Here is a 13239-nt window from a genome sequence, read left to right on the forward strand (position 1 = left end):
CTTTGAAGCCCGATGCCGTGTGCCAACTCGGGGCGATTGATGGTGAGTGCGATATCTGAGGTAGATTGAGGCGGCAGCGGGGTGCCCGGTCGGCGTCCACCGCGCGGCCAGCGAAGCCCAGCCGAGCACACAGGGGGAGCCATGGACCAACTCTTCAAGAGTCTGCCCGACATCATCAAGGCAGCGGCACAGAGCCAGTTGGGCATCCTCGCACTGCTGGTCGTTGCGCTGTCGATCTTGGCCTATGTCTTCTTTGCGAAGGCGGCGGTGAAGATCCGCGTCGGCATCTTTGTCTTGCTGTTTGCGGGCGTGTTCGGCTTCGGCGTCGCCATGTTTCACGCCTCGGATGCCAATCCGTCAAAGCTGCCGGGCGTGGGGGCTCCCGCGCCCGTGTTGTCGAAGGAGGCGCGCAGCTTGCTCGTGGCGACGGCGTCCGATCCCAGCGGCTACCTCTTGTACGAGAAGTTCGGCGCCAGCGTCGATCTGCACACGAATGGCGCGAGCCTGTTCACCGATAAGTCCGACCACCGTGCCCTGGCCACCTGGGAGTCGGCCCTGAAGGAGTTGGCCGACCAAGGCCTGCTCGTCGCGCACGGTGAGCGTGGCGAGGTCTACGAGATCACGCGCAAAGGCTACGAAGCGGCTGCGGCGGAGTCACGCAGCGCACGGTTGCCGTGATGGCCGTGCCACTGGCATGGCTTGAGCAGTTGTGGAGCGGGTGAAGGGAATCGAACCCTCGTCTTAAGCTTGGGAAGCTTCAGCTCTGCCATTGAGCTACACCCGCGTCTCGGCGGCGATTATAGGCAGCTCCTCGGCCAGTGCCGCTGCTTCCGGCCCGAAGGCGTAGGCGTCCATGCCCAGGCAGCCATAGGTGAGGCTGTCGTGCAGGCGCTGCGGCGCGTCTAGCCGGCCGCCCGCGCCGGCGGCGATGAACCAGGGCAGCAGGTGCTCGTCGGTCGGGTGCATGTCCACCGCATGCGGCGCCTGTTGGCGATAGTCGAGCAGGGCGTCCCAGTCGCGCGCGGCGCTGCGCGCCAGCATCCAGGCGCGGAACTCGGCCGACTCACGGATCTCGGGCGCGTCGATCGGCGGCATGCCTTGTGCGAACACGCGCCGCAGGTTGTGCGTGATCGAGCCGCTGCCGATGATGAGCACGCCTTCCTCGGCCAGCGGGGCCAGGTCTTGCCCGAGCTGGAACAGCTCGGCCGGGCTGGCGCGCGGCGACCAGGCCATCGGCAGCACCGGCACCTCGGCGTCGGGGAACATGAAGCGCAGCACCGTCCAGATGCCGTGGTCCAGGCCGGCCTCGGGCAGGGCGCGCACGCGCGCGTTGCCCAGGCGCTGCAGCAGCTCGGCGGCCAGGCCGGGCGCCCCGGGTGCGTCGTAGCGCAAGGTGTAGAGCTCGGGGTCGAAGCCGCCGAAATCGTAGACCGCATGCTGGCGCTCGCCGGCCAGCAGCAGAGGCTCGCGCGCCAGCGTGTGGGCCGAGAGCGCCAGGATGGCGCGCGGGCGGCGGCGCTGCAGGGCGGCACCCAGCTGGCGCCAGAAGGCGCCCACGGCGCCGGGCTGCAGGGCCGTCATGGGCGAGCCGTGCGAGACGAAGAGGGGGGCGAAGGTGCTGGTGCTCATGGCTGTATTGAAGCAGGGCGCGCGCCAACTGGGGCAGCACGGGCTTGCATGCAGGGTTCAAGCCATTTGCATGGCATGCAATTCCACACTGCCCGCCGGGCCGCCCCTGTGGGTACAGTGCGCCCCATGGATGACAGCCCCGCACTCGTCGCTCCGGCCGCCGCGCCGGCCCGCCCCGCCGCCAGGCGCCCCTCGGTGTTGATGCTGGCCTGGCGCCAGCTCTGGCGCGATTGGCGCGCCGGCGAACTGCGCCTGCTGATGCTGGCGGTGGCGCTGGCGGTGGCCGCCGTCTGTGCGGTGAGCTTTCTGGCCGACCGGCTCGACCAGGGCCTGCGGCGCGATGCGGCGCAGATGCTGGGCGGCGACGTGGTGGTGGCGAGCGACCAGCCCACGCCGCCCAAGCTGCGCGAACTGGCGCAGGCCCAGGGCCTGACGGCGGTGGATAGCACCGCCTTTCCCAGCATGGCGCGCGCCACCGATGCGCAGGGCGGCGCCAGCCGCCTGGTGGCGGTGAAGGCGGTGGGTGCGGGCTATCCGCTGCGCGGGCGCGTCGAGCTGAGCGATGGGCGGCGCGTCGGTGCGCCGGCGGCGGGCGAGGTCTGGGTCGATGCCCAGGTGCTCGATGCCCTGGGCCTGAAGCCGGGCGATACCCTGCTGCTGGGCGAGGCCAGCCTGCGCGTGGCCGGCGTGATCGCCAACGAGCCCGACCGTGGCGCCGGCTTCATGAGCTTTGCGCCGCGCGTGATGCTGGCCCAGGCCGATCTGGCGGCCACCGCGCTGATACAGCCCGCCAGCCGCGTGACCTACCGCTATGCGGTGATCGCGCCGGATGGTGCCGCGGGCCGCGCCAGCCAGGACTGGCAGCGCTATTCCCGCGAGGCCACGGCGCTGATCGCCAGCGAGGGCTGGCGCGGCGTGCGCCTGGAGTCGCTGGAAAGCGGCCGGCCCGAGATGCGCCAGACCCTGGACCGCGCCGGCAAGTTCCTCAACCTGGTGGCGATGCTGGCGGCCCTGCTGGCGGCGGTGGCGGTGGTCTTGAGCGCGCGCGACTTCGCCGCCCGGCACCTGGACGATTGCGCCATGCTGCGCGTGCTGGGCCAGCCGCAGCGCCGCCTGGCCTGGGCCTATGGCCTGGAGTTCGGTGGCGCGGGCCTGGTGGCCAGCGTGGCGGGCGTGCTGCTTGGCTTTGCGCTGCACTATGCCTTTGTGGCCCTGCTGGCCGGGCTGATCGAGGTGAAGCTGCCGGCCGCCAGCGGCTGGCCGGTGGCGCTGGGCCTGGGCATGGGCATGACCCTGCTGCTGGGCTTTGGCCTGCCGCCGGTGCTGCAGCTGGCGGCGGTGCCGCCGCTGCGCGTGATACGGCGCGAGCTGGGCAGCGCCAAGCTCGGCTCACTGGCGGTGCTGGGCGCGGGCGTGCTGGGCTTTGGCGCCATGCTGGTGACGCTCTCGGCCGATCCCACGCTGGGCTTGATCGCCGCGCTGGGCTTTGCCGCCGCGCTGGCGCTGTTTGCGCTGCTGGCCTGGGGTGCGGTGCTGCTGTTGCGGCGCCTGGTGCCGCAGGCGGGGGCGCCGCGCTGGTTGCTGCTGGCCACGCGCCAGCTGGCGGCACGCCCGTTGCTGGCGGTGGTGCAGGTGGCGGCGCTGGCGGTGGGCCTGCTGGCGCTGGCGCTGCTGGTGCTGCTGCGCACCGACCTGATCGCCAGCTGGCGCCAGGCCACGCCGGCGAACGCGCCGAACCGCTTCATCATCAATATCCAGCCCGAGCAGGGCGAGGCGATGCGCGCGGCGCTCGAGGGCGCGGGCGTGCATGGCTACGACTGGTATCCGATGATCCGAGGCCGCCTGGTGGGCATCAACGGCCAGGCGGTGCGGCCCGAGCAGTTCGCCCAGGAGCGCGCCCAGCGCCTGGCCGAGCGCGAGTTCAATCTGAGCCATGCGGCCGAGCTGCCGCAGCACAACCAGGTGGTGGGCGGGCGCTGGCAGAACGACGAGGCCGATGGCCTCAGCGTCGAGGAGGGCCTGGCCGAGCAGCTCGGGCTCAAGCTCGGCGACAGGCTGCGCTTCGACGTCGCAGGCATCCAGGTGGAGGCGCGCATCACCAGCCTGCGCAAGGTGGACTGGAGCTCGATGCGGGCCAACTTCTTCGTGATCTTCCCGCGCAAGGAGATGGGTGAGCTGCCCGGTAGCTACATCACCGCCTACCGCGCGCCCGCGGCGGAGGCCGGCCTGGCGCTGGACAAACGGCTCAGCCACGAGTTCCCCAACATCACCGCGGTGGATGTGTCGGCCCAGCTGAACCAGATGCAGGCGGTGCTGGGCCAGGTCATCAATGCGGTGCAGTTCCTCTTCATGTTCACGCTGGCCACCGGCCTGGTGGTGCTGCTGGCGGCGGTGAGCAGCACGCGCGAGCTGCGCACGCGCGAGTTCGCGTTGATGCGCGCGCTGGGTGCGAGTTCGGCCCTGCTGCGCCAGGTGCAGCGCGCCGAGCTGCTGGGCCTGGGCGCGTTGGCGGGCCTGCTGGCCGGCGCCGTGGCGCTGCTGCTGGGTCAGTTGTTGGCGCGTTATGTGTTCGAGTTCGATTGGCGCGCCAGCCCCTGGGTGCCGCTGGCCAGCATGGTCTGCGGCGCGCTGCTGGCGCAGCTGGCCGGCTGGTGGAGCCTGCGCAATGTGCTGCTGCAGCCGGTGGTGACGACGTTGCGCCAGGCCGATACGCAGTGAGCTGAGCGGCGAGAATGAAAAAGGGCCGCAGATGCGGCCCTTGTGGCTGGCGGAGGCAGGCCTCAGAAGGATTGCCAGTCGCCATGCGCGTCGTCCTGCGCCGCGGCGGCAGCAGGGGCGGGCGGAGCTGCTGCGGGCTTGGCGGGCTTGGCGCTCCAGCCATCGGCGGCTGCGGTGGTGGCAGGTTTGGCGGCCGCGGAGGTGGCAGGTTTGGCGGCGGGGTGTGGGCTGGCGGGCTTGGACGCCGCTGGCTTGGCCCCTGCGGCCTTCGGGGCCGGCTTGGGCGAGCTGGCGGCCATGGCATAGCCGCCATGCTTGGCGTCGTCGTTGCCCAGGCGGAACACCGACACCACCTCGGTGAGCCGATGCGCCTGGTCCTTCAGGCTTTCGGCCGCGGCGGCGGATTCTTCCACCAGCGCCGCGTTCTGCTGCGTCATCTGGTCCAGCTGCACCACCGCGCCATTCACCTGGCCGATGCCATCGCTCTGTTCGCTGGCGGCGGCGGTGATCTCGCCGATGATGTCGGTCACGCGCTGCACGCTGGACACGATGTCGGTCATCGACTGGCCGGCCGCCTCCACCAGGCGCGAGCCCACTTCCACGCGATCGACGCTGGCGCCGATCAGGGCCTTGATCTCCTTGGCGGCCTCGGCGCTGCGCTGCGCCAGGCTGCGCACCTCGCTGGCCACCACCGCGAAGCCGCGGCCCTGCTCACCGGCACGCGCCGCTTCCACCGCGGCATTCAGCGCCAGGATATTGGTCTGGAAGGCGATGCCGTCGATCACGCCGATGATGTCGTTGATCTTCTTGGAGCTGGTGTTGATCTCGTCCATCGTCGAGACCACCTGGCTCACCACCTCGCCGCCCTTGGCCGCGGCGCTGGAGGCCGAGGAGGCCAGCTGGTTGGCGGTCTGGGCGGCATCGGCGGTCTGGCGCACCGTGCCGGTGAGCTGCTCCATCGAGGAGGCCGCCTGCTGCAGGTTGGACGCGGTCTGCTCGGTGCGCTGCGACAGGTCCTGCGCGCCGGTGGCGATCTCGCTGGAGGCGGTGGTGATGGAGCTGCTGGCGGCGCGCACGTCCAGCAGGATGTGCTGGATCTTCTCGGCAAAGGTGTTGAAGGAGCTGGCAATGCGGCCGATCTCGTCCTTGCTGTCGGCGGGCAGGCGTTGGGTGAGGTCGCCGCCGCCGGCGCTGATTTCGTCCAGCGCCTTGCGCACGCGGTCCAGCCCGCGCAGCAGGCCGGTGATGCTGCCGGTCACCACCAGGCCGGCCAGCGCCATCATCACCAGGGCGGTGATGGCCGCGGCGCGCAGCAGCGAACTCAGCGAGGCGAGGGCCTCGCTGCGGTCGGCCGCCACATACAGCGTCCAGTCGGTGTCGGGGATGGCCACGCCGCGCACCAGATAGCTGGCATCGCCGACCTTGGCCTCGATCCATTCGCCCTTGGCTTCCTGCGCGGCCTTCAGGGCCTTGGCATCGAGCTGGGCCGAGAGATCGCTGGACGGCTTGAGCGCCAGATTGGCATCCGGGTGGGCGACGATGCGGCCGTCCGACATGGTCAGGAAGGCAAAGCCGTTGGGCGTGGGCTTGATGGCCTTGACGGTGGCCACCACGTCATCCAGGAACACGTCCGAGGCGGTCACGGCCTTGGTCGAGCCCCCGTCCTTGATGGCCTGGGCAAAGGTCACCACCAGCAGCTTCTTGGCCGCGTCCACATAGGGCGGCGTGATGATGCTGCCGCTGGCGCCTGCGGCCTGGGTGTACCAGGGGCGGCTGGTGGGGTCGTAGTCGGGCGGCAGGTTCTGCGGCGCGTTGAAGACGATCTTCTTGTCGGCAAAACCGATATAGGCCGCATCCAGCCGGCCCGACTTGGCGGCCTGCACCAGCAGCGGCACCGGGTCCGCGGCGGCCACGGCCGGCGCGAGCGCGCCGATGATGTCTTTTTGCGAGCGCACCCATTGGGCGATGGTGGCGCCGCGCGCGGCCGCCAACTCGTCCATGGAGGCGAGCACCTGGTGTTGCGTATGGCTGCGCACGGTGGCGTAGTTGGCCACCGTGGCGGCGAGCAAGCTCAGCACCACGACGCCGATGCTCAGCGCAATCAGGCGGGTCTTGATCGATTCAAACATGCGTGCTCCTTGGTGGCGCTCGGGCCTTGTCGGCCTCTTTTAGAAACTCTCCCACTCACCTTCGTTCACGGTCACTGCCTTGGCCTCGGCGCGTGCCGGCGCGGCCGCCACCACGGTTGCGGCTGCGGGCGCGGCCTTGGCCGGGGCGGCCTTGATCGGCGCGGCTTGCGGCGCCCTGGCGGGCTGCTGCGCGGGCCTGGCGCCGAGCGGCGCTGACTTGGCCGGGCCGGGCCGCGGCGCGGCCGGCTTGGCACTGGCATGGGGCTCGCTGGCGGAGACCTTGAAGACCGAGACGGCCTCCACCAGTCGCTGCGCCTGCTCCTTGAGGCTTTCGGCCGCGGCGGCCGACTCTTCCACCAGGGCCGCGTTCTGCTGCGTCATCTGGTCGAGCTGCACCACCGACTGGTTGACCTGGCCGATGCCGTCGCTCTGCTCACTGGCGGCGGCGGTGATCTCGCCGATGATGTCGGAGACGCGCTGCACGCTGGCGACGATCTCGGTCATCGACTGGCCGGCCGCTTCCACCAGGCGCGAGCCCACTTCCACGCGGTCGACGCTGGCGCCGATCAGGGTCTTGATCTCCTTGGCGGCCTCGGCGCTGCGCTGCGCCAGGCTGCGCACCTCGCTGGCCACCACGGCGAAGCCGCGGCCCTGCTCGCCGGCACGCGCGGCTTCCACCGCGGCGTTCAGCGCCAGGATATTGGTCTGGAAGGCGATGCCGTCGATCACGCCGATGATGTCGTTGATCTTCTTGGAGCTGGTGTTGATCTCTTCCATGGTGGCGACCACCTGGCTCACCACCTCGCCACCCTTGGCCGCGGCGGTGAAGGCCGAGGAGGCCAGTTGGTTGGCGGTGCGCGCCGAGTCGGCGGTCTGCTTCACCGTGCCGGTGAGCTCTTCCATCGAGGAGGCCGCGATCTGCAGATTGGAGGCGGTCTGCTCGGTGCGCTGGCTCAGGTCCTGGTTGCCGGTGGCGATCTCGGTGCTGGCGGTGCCGATCGAGTCGACCGAATGCCGCACCGTGCCGATGGTGTCGGCCAGGCGCTGCCGCATCGCCTCGGTCTCGCGTATCAGCGCGCCGATCTCGTCGTTGCGGTCGTTGCTGACGCTCTGGGAGAGATCGCCGCGCGCGATCGCCTGCACCGCCTGGCTCAGCGAGGCCAGCGGCGCCGCCACCCAGTTGCGCATCATCCAGAACAGGCCGTAACCCAGCGCCAGCGTGGCGCCGCCAAGCAGGATCCAGAACGGCACCATGGTGGCCCAGTGCGAGGCCATGGCCTCGCTGCCGGCCACCTGGGCAATCACCCAGAAACCGCCTTGGCCGTTGCGCTTGCCAACCGCGAAATAGCTGCTGGCCTTGCCGCCCAGCACGTTCGGGGCGTCGGAGACATAGCCGTCCTTGGCGCCTTCCAGTTCGGCGATGAATTTGTCCACATCGGGCACCAGCTCGCTCACCAGCTTGCCCTTGGCGCTCGGATGCGAGACGAAGCGTGCCTGCTTGGGGTCGCCGTTGGACGCCAGCACATAGGTGCCACCGGACTCGAAGAACTTGGCGTCGGCGGCCATCTGGTCCATGGCCTTCTGGAAGCCCTCCATGTCCAGCGCGATCGCCAGCAGGCCGATCACCTTGCCGGCCTCGCTCTTGAGCGGCTCGTAATAGGCCATGTAGACCTTGCCGTACATGACCTCGCGGGCGGCGTAGGCCGTGCCCTGCGAGAGCGTGGCAAAGGCCGGATGGGCCTTGCCCAGCGGCGCGGCGTCGCGCTCGCCATTGGCCAGCTTGATGGAGGAGGTGATGCGCACGAAGGCGCCATCCTTGAGGATGAAGATGGCGGCGGCGCCGCCGGTGGTGCCGGCGAACTTGTCCACCTGGGTGGTGTTGCCGTTGAGCTTGGGGCCCCAGTCGCGCAGATCGCCGCTGGCCTCATCCAGCGTGAACACCGGCCCGAAGTCCTGGCGGAAGGTGCCGAAGCTCTGCTTGACCATGGTCTTGGCCACGTCGTCCATGGCCTGCATGGAGTCGACCAGGGACTGGGTTTTGTCGCCTACCCAGGTGGTGACGCGGTCTTTGGCCGCGCTGGTGAGCAGCACGCTCAACACGCCACTGGTGCCCAGCAGCACCAGGGCCAGGGTGACCACGCCAACCAGCGATACGCGGCGCGCGATCGAGGTTACTCCAGAGCTCATGCGAGTCTCCCAACTTGAGATGTCTGGCGTGCAGTCAGGTTGCTGACGCCTTTGGTTTTCGGCTGATCGCCGCTCAGAGACTTTCCATCAAGCCCATGTCGGCGCTGCTCATCAGGCCCTCGATGTCCATCAGGATCAGCATGCGGTCGTTCACCGAGCCGATGCCGGTGATGAAGCTGGTGTCCACCGCGCTGGCGTTCAGCTCGGGGGCGGGGCGGATCGAATCGCGGCTGAGTTCCAGCACATCGGAGACCGAATCCACCACCGCGCCGACCACGCGGCTGCGCACGTTCAGCACGATCACCACGGTGAAGCTGTTGTACTCGGCGTTCGGGCAACCCAGCTTCAGGCGCAGGTCGACGATGGGCACGATCACGCCGCGCAGGTTCACCACACCCTTGATGAACTCGGGCGCGTTGGCGATGCGCGTGGGCGGCTCGTAGGAACGGATCTCCTGCACCTTCAGGATGTCGATGCCGTACTCCTCGGAGCCCAGGCGGAAGGTCAGGTACTCGCCACTGGCGGGCCCCTGGGCCTTCAAGGCCGTGCTGCCCGCGGCGTGAGGTACGACCTGATTGGATGCTTGTTGGACGATTTCCATGCTTGACCTCTGGTGGTGCGGGATGGTGGATGGAGAAGAGGGCTCAGAAGGTTTCCCAGCTGCCGTCGTCATGCGTGGCCGCCGCCACGGGCTTGGGCGCTGCCGGCTTGACGGGAGGCTTGAGGGCTGCGGCCGGCTTGGTCGCGGGCTTGGCGGCGGCGGGCGCGATGGCGCGCGGCGCCGGGCTCGGCTTGAGCGTCGCAGGGGGCGGGGCGGGCCTCGGCGCTGCCGCGGCATGGGCCGTCTTGGCATCGATGCGGAAGCGGTCCACCGCCATCGACAGCCGCTCCGCCTGGTCCTTCAGGCTCTCGGCCGCGGCGGCGGACTCTTCCACCAGGGCGGCGTTCTGCTGCGTCATCTGGTCGAGCTGCACCACCGACTGATTGACCTGGCCGATGCCGTCGCTCTGCTCGCTGGCGGCGGCGGTGATCTCGCCGATGATGTCGGTGACGCGCTGCACGCTGCTGACGATCTCGTTCATCGAGTTGCCGGCGTCCTGCACCAGGCGCGAGCCGGTCTCGACGCGCTCCACGCTGGCGCTGATCAGGCTCTTGATCTCGCGTGCCGCCTCGGCGCTGCGTTGCGCCAGGCTGCGCACCTCGCCGGCCACCACCGCGAAGCCGCGGCCCTGTTCACCCGCGCGCGCGGCTTCCACCGCGGCATTCAGGGCCAGGATATTGGTCTGGAAGGCGATGCCATCGATCACGCCGATGATGTCGCCGATGCGCTTGGAGCTGGTGTTGATCTCGTCCATGGTGCTGACCACATGGCCCACCACCTCGCCGCCCTTGGCCGCGGCGGTGGAGGCCGAGGTCGCCAGCTGGTTGGCGGTGCGCGCGGAGTCGGCGGTCTGCTTGACCGTGCCGGTCAGCTGCACCATCGAGGAGGCGGCCTGCTGCAGATTGCTGGCGGTCTGCTCGGTGCGGCCGGAGAGATCCTGGTTGCCCGAGGCGATCTCCACCGAGGCGGTGCGGATCGAATCGGCCGAGGTGCGCAGCTGCCCGACCAGGCTCTGCAGGCCTTGCTGCATGTGCAGCAGCGACTCCAGCAGATGCGAGGCCTCGTCCTTGCCTTCGACCTTGATGTCGTCGGTGGTGAGGTCGCCCTTGGCAATCGCACCGGCCAGCGCCTCGGCCTCGGCCAGCGGCTTGCAGATGCTGTGCATGTTCAGCAGGGTCAGGGGCACGACGATGAGGGCACTCACCGCCAGCACGGCAATGAAGACCGAGAGCACCAGGCGCTGCGTGCCCTCGGCCTCTCGCATGGCGGCTTGCGATTCGTCGCGCAGCGCCTTGCGCAGTTCGTCGATGAGCTGCTCGGCCGCATGGGCGCTGGCCTTGGCCTGCGCCATCAGCTTGTTGGCGGCGGCGGCGTTGTCGTAGCCGCCGGCTTCCAGCTGCTTGACGACCGGCTGCGCCTTGTCGGCGTAGTCCTGCAGCAGGGGCTGGAGCTTGCGCAGCACGACGTTGTCGGCGTCCTCTTCACCCGCCAGCATTTCCTTGATGACCTTGTCCACACCGGCGCGGGTCTCATCCCATTTCTGGTGGTAGGACTTGACGGCCTCGGCCTGCTCATAGTTGAGCAGCATGTCCTTCTCGTAGCGGCGCAGGTCCCCCATGCCGCGCACCAGCGCCGTCAGCGCGTTGGCTTCGTTGACCGACATGTCGGCGAAGTTCTTGGTCTGGCTTTTCAGCGAGCCCATGCCGTACAGACCAACGCCGCCCACCAGGGTCAGCAGGGCCAGCACCATCGCGATCGCACCGATCATGCGAACGCGGATGCTGAAGTGGCGCAACAAGGCGCTGAAGTTCATTCCAAATCCTCTAACAAACGAAGGGCGCGGCCTCAGTGCCGCGAACGGCGGATCAGGCTGCCCACATCCAGAATCAGGGCCACGCGGCCGTCGCCCATGATGGTGGCGCCGGAGACATCGGTGACCTTGCGGTAATTGGCCTCCAGGTTCTTCACCACCACCTGCTGCTGGCCGAGCAACTCGTCCACCATCAGGGCGACGCGGCCACCCTCGGCCTCCACCACCACCATGATGGAACTGACATGCTCGAAGTCGAAGCGGGGCACGTTGAAGATCTGCTCCAGCTCAAGCACCGGCATGAATTCGTCGCGCACCTCGACCACGCGGCCCGAGCCGCCCACCGTCTTGATGGTGTCGGCCTGCACCTGGAAGGACTCGACCACCGAGGACAGCGGCAGGATGTAGACCTCTTCGCCCACGCCCACGCTCATGCCGTCCATGATGGCCAAGGTGAGCGGCAGGCGCACCGAGACCTTCATGCCATAGCCTTCGGCCGAGTCGATCTCGACCGTGCCGCCCAGCGAGGTGATGTTGCGCTTCACCACGTCCATGCCCACGCCACGACCGGAGACGTCGGTGACCTGGTCGGCGGTGGAGAAGCCGGGCGCGAAGATCAGGCCCCAGACCTCGGCATCGGTCATCGAGTCGGGCGCATCGATGCCCTTCTCGCGTGCCTTGCGGATCAGTTTCTCGCGGTTCAGGCCGCGGCCATCGTCGCGCACCTCGATGACGATGGAGCCGCCCTGGTGGGAGGCCACCAGGGTGATGGTGCCATGCTCGGGCTTGCCCTTGGCGGCGCGCTCGGCCGGGGTCTCGATGCCATGGTCGCAGCTGTTGCGCACCAGGTGGGTGAGGGGGTCGGTGATCTTTTCCACCAGGCCCTTGTCCAGCTCGGTGGCCTCGCCCTGGGTCACCAGCTCGACCTTCTTGCCCAGCTTGGCGGCCAGGTCGCGCAGCATGCGCGGGAAGCGGTTGAACACCACCGACATCGGAATCATGCGGATCGACATCACCGATTCCTGCAGATCCCGGGTATTGCGTTCCAGATCGGCCAGGCCCGAGGTCAGCTGCTGATACAGGCCCGGATCCACATTGCGGCTGTTCTGCGCCAGCATGGCCTGGGTGATCACCAGCTCGCCCACCAGGTTGATCAGCTGGTCGACCTTCTCGACCGAGACGCGCAGGGTCGATTGGTCCATGCCGCCGGCGGCCGCGCGCGGCTCGACCTTGGCGGCGGGCTTGACGGCCACTGCGGCCGGCTTGGCCTCGCTGGCGGCCACCGCCTGCACCTCGGTGCCGGCGGTGGTGCCGGCCGGCAGGCCGGGGGCATCGTCGAAGAAGCCGTAGCCCAGGTCCTCGGGCTTGGCCTCTTCCACCGGCGGCGCGCCCGGCGCACCCTCGTGGAAACCGAAGCCGGGGCCCAGCGGCATGAGCTTGACCTGCTCGCGCGCCACATGGAAGGTGAACAGGTCCAGCAGATCGCTGTCGGTGCTGCCGGTGAGAATCTTGAAGCGGCGAATGCCGTCTGCGGCCACGCCCGCGTCGAGCGGTTCGATGGTGCCGAGGTCGGTGATCTCCTTGAACAGCTCGACCAGGTTGTCGGCCAGGCTCAGATCGGTCAGCGGGCCCACCTGCAACTCGAGCTGGCGCGTGGTGGCCTTGGGGATGGGCGCAGGCTTGGCCGGCGGCGGGGCCGCGGTGGCCACCTTGGGCGCGGGCGCCGGGGCGGCCTCGCCCTCCACGTGCGCACGGATGCGGGCCAGCAGATCGCTGGTGTCCACCGCGTCGGCGCCCGAGCCCTGGTGGCGGCCCAGCTGCGCGCGCAGGGCATCGCCCGACTGCAGCAGCACGTCCACCATCTCGGAATTGGGTTGCAACTCGTGGCGGCGCAGCTTGTCCAGCAGCGTCTCCATCTGGTGCGTCAGTTCGGCCACATCGCTGAAGCCAAAGGTTGCAGCGCCCCCCTTGATGGAGTGGGCGCAGCGGAAGATCGCGTTCAGTTCCTCGTCGTCGGCGGTCTCGATGTTTAGGTTCAGCAGCAGCTGTTCCATGTTGTCGAGGTTCTCGCTCGCCTCCTCGAAGAAGACCTGATAGAACTGGCTCAGGTCAATGCCGGCACTCAGGCTGGCGCCTTCATTGGTCATTTCGCCCATGTCTTGCTC

8 protein-coding genes and 1 tRNA gene are annotated in these 13239 nt (G+C 69.0%); 2 read left to right on the forward strand and 7 right to left on the reverse strand.

The genetic code is table 11. The features are described 5' to 3' along the window. The first annotated feature begins 141 nt into the window (after positions 1-141). On the forward strand, positions 142-678 hold the full coding sequence (locus AC3WQY_RS20040) for a hypothetical protein (RefSeq protein WP_285231340.1): 537 nt from the start codon (positions 142-144) through the stop codon (positions 676-678). Positions 679-710: 32 nt separating this feature from the next. Here AC3WQY_RS20040 and AC3WQY_RS20045 read toward each other — a convergent pair. Beyond that, positions 711-784 (reverse strand) — tRNA-Gly (locus AC3WQY_RS20045). Further along, complete coding sequence (locus tag AC3WQY_RS20050) at positions 775-1629, reverse strand: dioxygenase family protein (protein WP_492710301.1); 855 nt, start codon at positions 1627-1629, stop codon at positions 775-777. Before AC3WQY_RS20050 ends, AC3WQY_RS20045 begins: the two co-directional genes overlap by 10 nt. A gap of 201 nt (positions 1630-1830) precedes the next feature. On the opposite strand from AC3WQY_RS20050, the gene AC3WQY_RS20055 reads away from it, so the two are divergent. After that, positions 1831-4347, forward strand: coding sequence for an ABC transporter permease (locus AC3WQY_RS20055; RefSeq protein WP_492710323.1), 2517 nt, complete (start codon positions 1831-1833; stop codon positions 4345-4347). A gap of 62 nt (positions 4348-4409) precedes the next feature. On the opposite strand, the gene AC3WQY_RS20060 is transcribed toward AC3WQY_RS20055, so the two are convergent. The 5 genes from AC3WQY_RS20060 to AC3WQY_RS20080 form a co-directional block, all read right to left on the reverse strand. Further along, on the reverse strand, positions 4410-6476 hold the full coding sequence (locus tag AC3WQY_RS20060; protein ID WP_492710303.1) for a methyl-accepting chemotaxis protein: 2067 nt from the start codon (positions 6474-6476) through the stop codon (positions 4410-4412). Between the two features lie 39 nt (positions 6477-6515). Beyond that, positions 6516-8663, reverse strand: coding sequence for a methyl-accepting chemotaxis protein (locus AC3WQY_RS20065; RefSeq protein WP_492710304.1), 2148 nt, complete (start codon positions 8661-8663; stop codon positions 6516-6518). 73 nt (positions 8664-8736) lie between these two features. Continuing rightward, positions 8737-9264, reverse strand: a complete 528-nt coding sequence (locus AC3WQY_RS20070; protein WP_492710305.1) for a chemotaxis protein CheW — start codon at positions 9262-9264, stop codon at positions 8737-8739. Between the two features lie 43 nt (positions 9265-9307). Beyond that, the gene (locus AC3WQY_RS20075) at positions 9308-11077 is read right to left on the reverse strand and encodes a methyl-accepting chemotaxis protein (protein WP_492710307.1); all 1770 of its coding nucleotides are present in this window, start codon (positions 11075-11077) and stop codon (positions 9308-9310) included. Between the two features lie 32 nt (positions 11078-11109). Further along, positions 11110-13230 (reverse strand): chemotaxis protein CheA, encoded by a 2121-nt coding sequence (locus tag AC3WQY_RS20080; RefSeq protein ID WP_492710309.1) that lies wholly within the window; start codon positions 13228-13230, stop codon positions 11110-11112. Positions 13231-13239: the final 9 nt, after the last annotated feature.

The sequence above is a fragment of the Roseateles sp. FW301-B2 genome (assembly GCF_058788955.1).

What these genes read in the sequence shown, in the direction of transcription:
- AC3WQY_RS20040 (WP_285231340.1), top strand. Translation starts at nt 142, where the DNA reads ATGGACCAACTCTTCAAGAGTCTGCCCGACATCATCAAGGCAGCGGCA.
- AC3WQY_RS20080 (WP_492710309.1), bottom strand. Translation starts at nt 13,230, where the DNA reads ATGGGCGAAATGACCAATGAAGGCGCCAGCCTGAGTGCCGGCATTGAC.
- AC3WQY_RS20060 (WP_492710303.1), bottom strand. Translation starts at nt 6,476, where the DNA reads ATGTTTGAATCGATCAAGACCCGCCTGATTGCGCTGAGCATCGGCGTC.
- AC3WQY_RS20065 (WP_492710304.1), bottom strand. Translation starts at nt 8,663, where the DNA reads ATGAGCTCTGGAGTAACCTCGATCGCGCGCCGCGTATCGCTGGTTGGC.
- AC3WQY_RS20070 (WP_492710305.1), bottom strand. Translation starts at nt 9,264, where the DNA reads ATGGAAATCGTCCAACAAGCATCCAATCAGGTCGTACCTCACGCCGCG.
- AC3WQY_RS20050 (WP_492710301.1), bottom strand. Translation starts at nt 1,629, where the DNA reads ATGAGCACCAGCACCTTCGCCCCCCTCTTCGTCTCGCACGGCTCGCCC.
- AC3WQY_RS20055 (WP_492710323.1), top strand. Translation starts at nt 1,831, where the DNA reads ATGCTGGCCTGGCGCCAGCTCTGGCGCGATTGGCGCGCCGGCGAACTG.
- AC3WQY_RS20075 (WP_492710307.1), bottom strand. Translation starts at nt 11,077, where the DNA reads ATGAACTTCAGCGCCTTGTTGCGCCACTTCAGCATCCGCGTTCGCATG.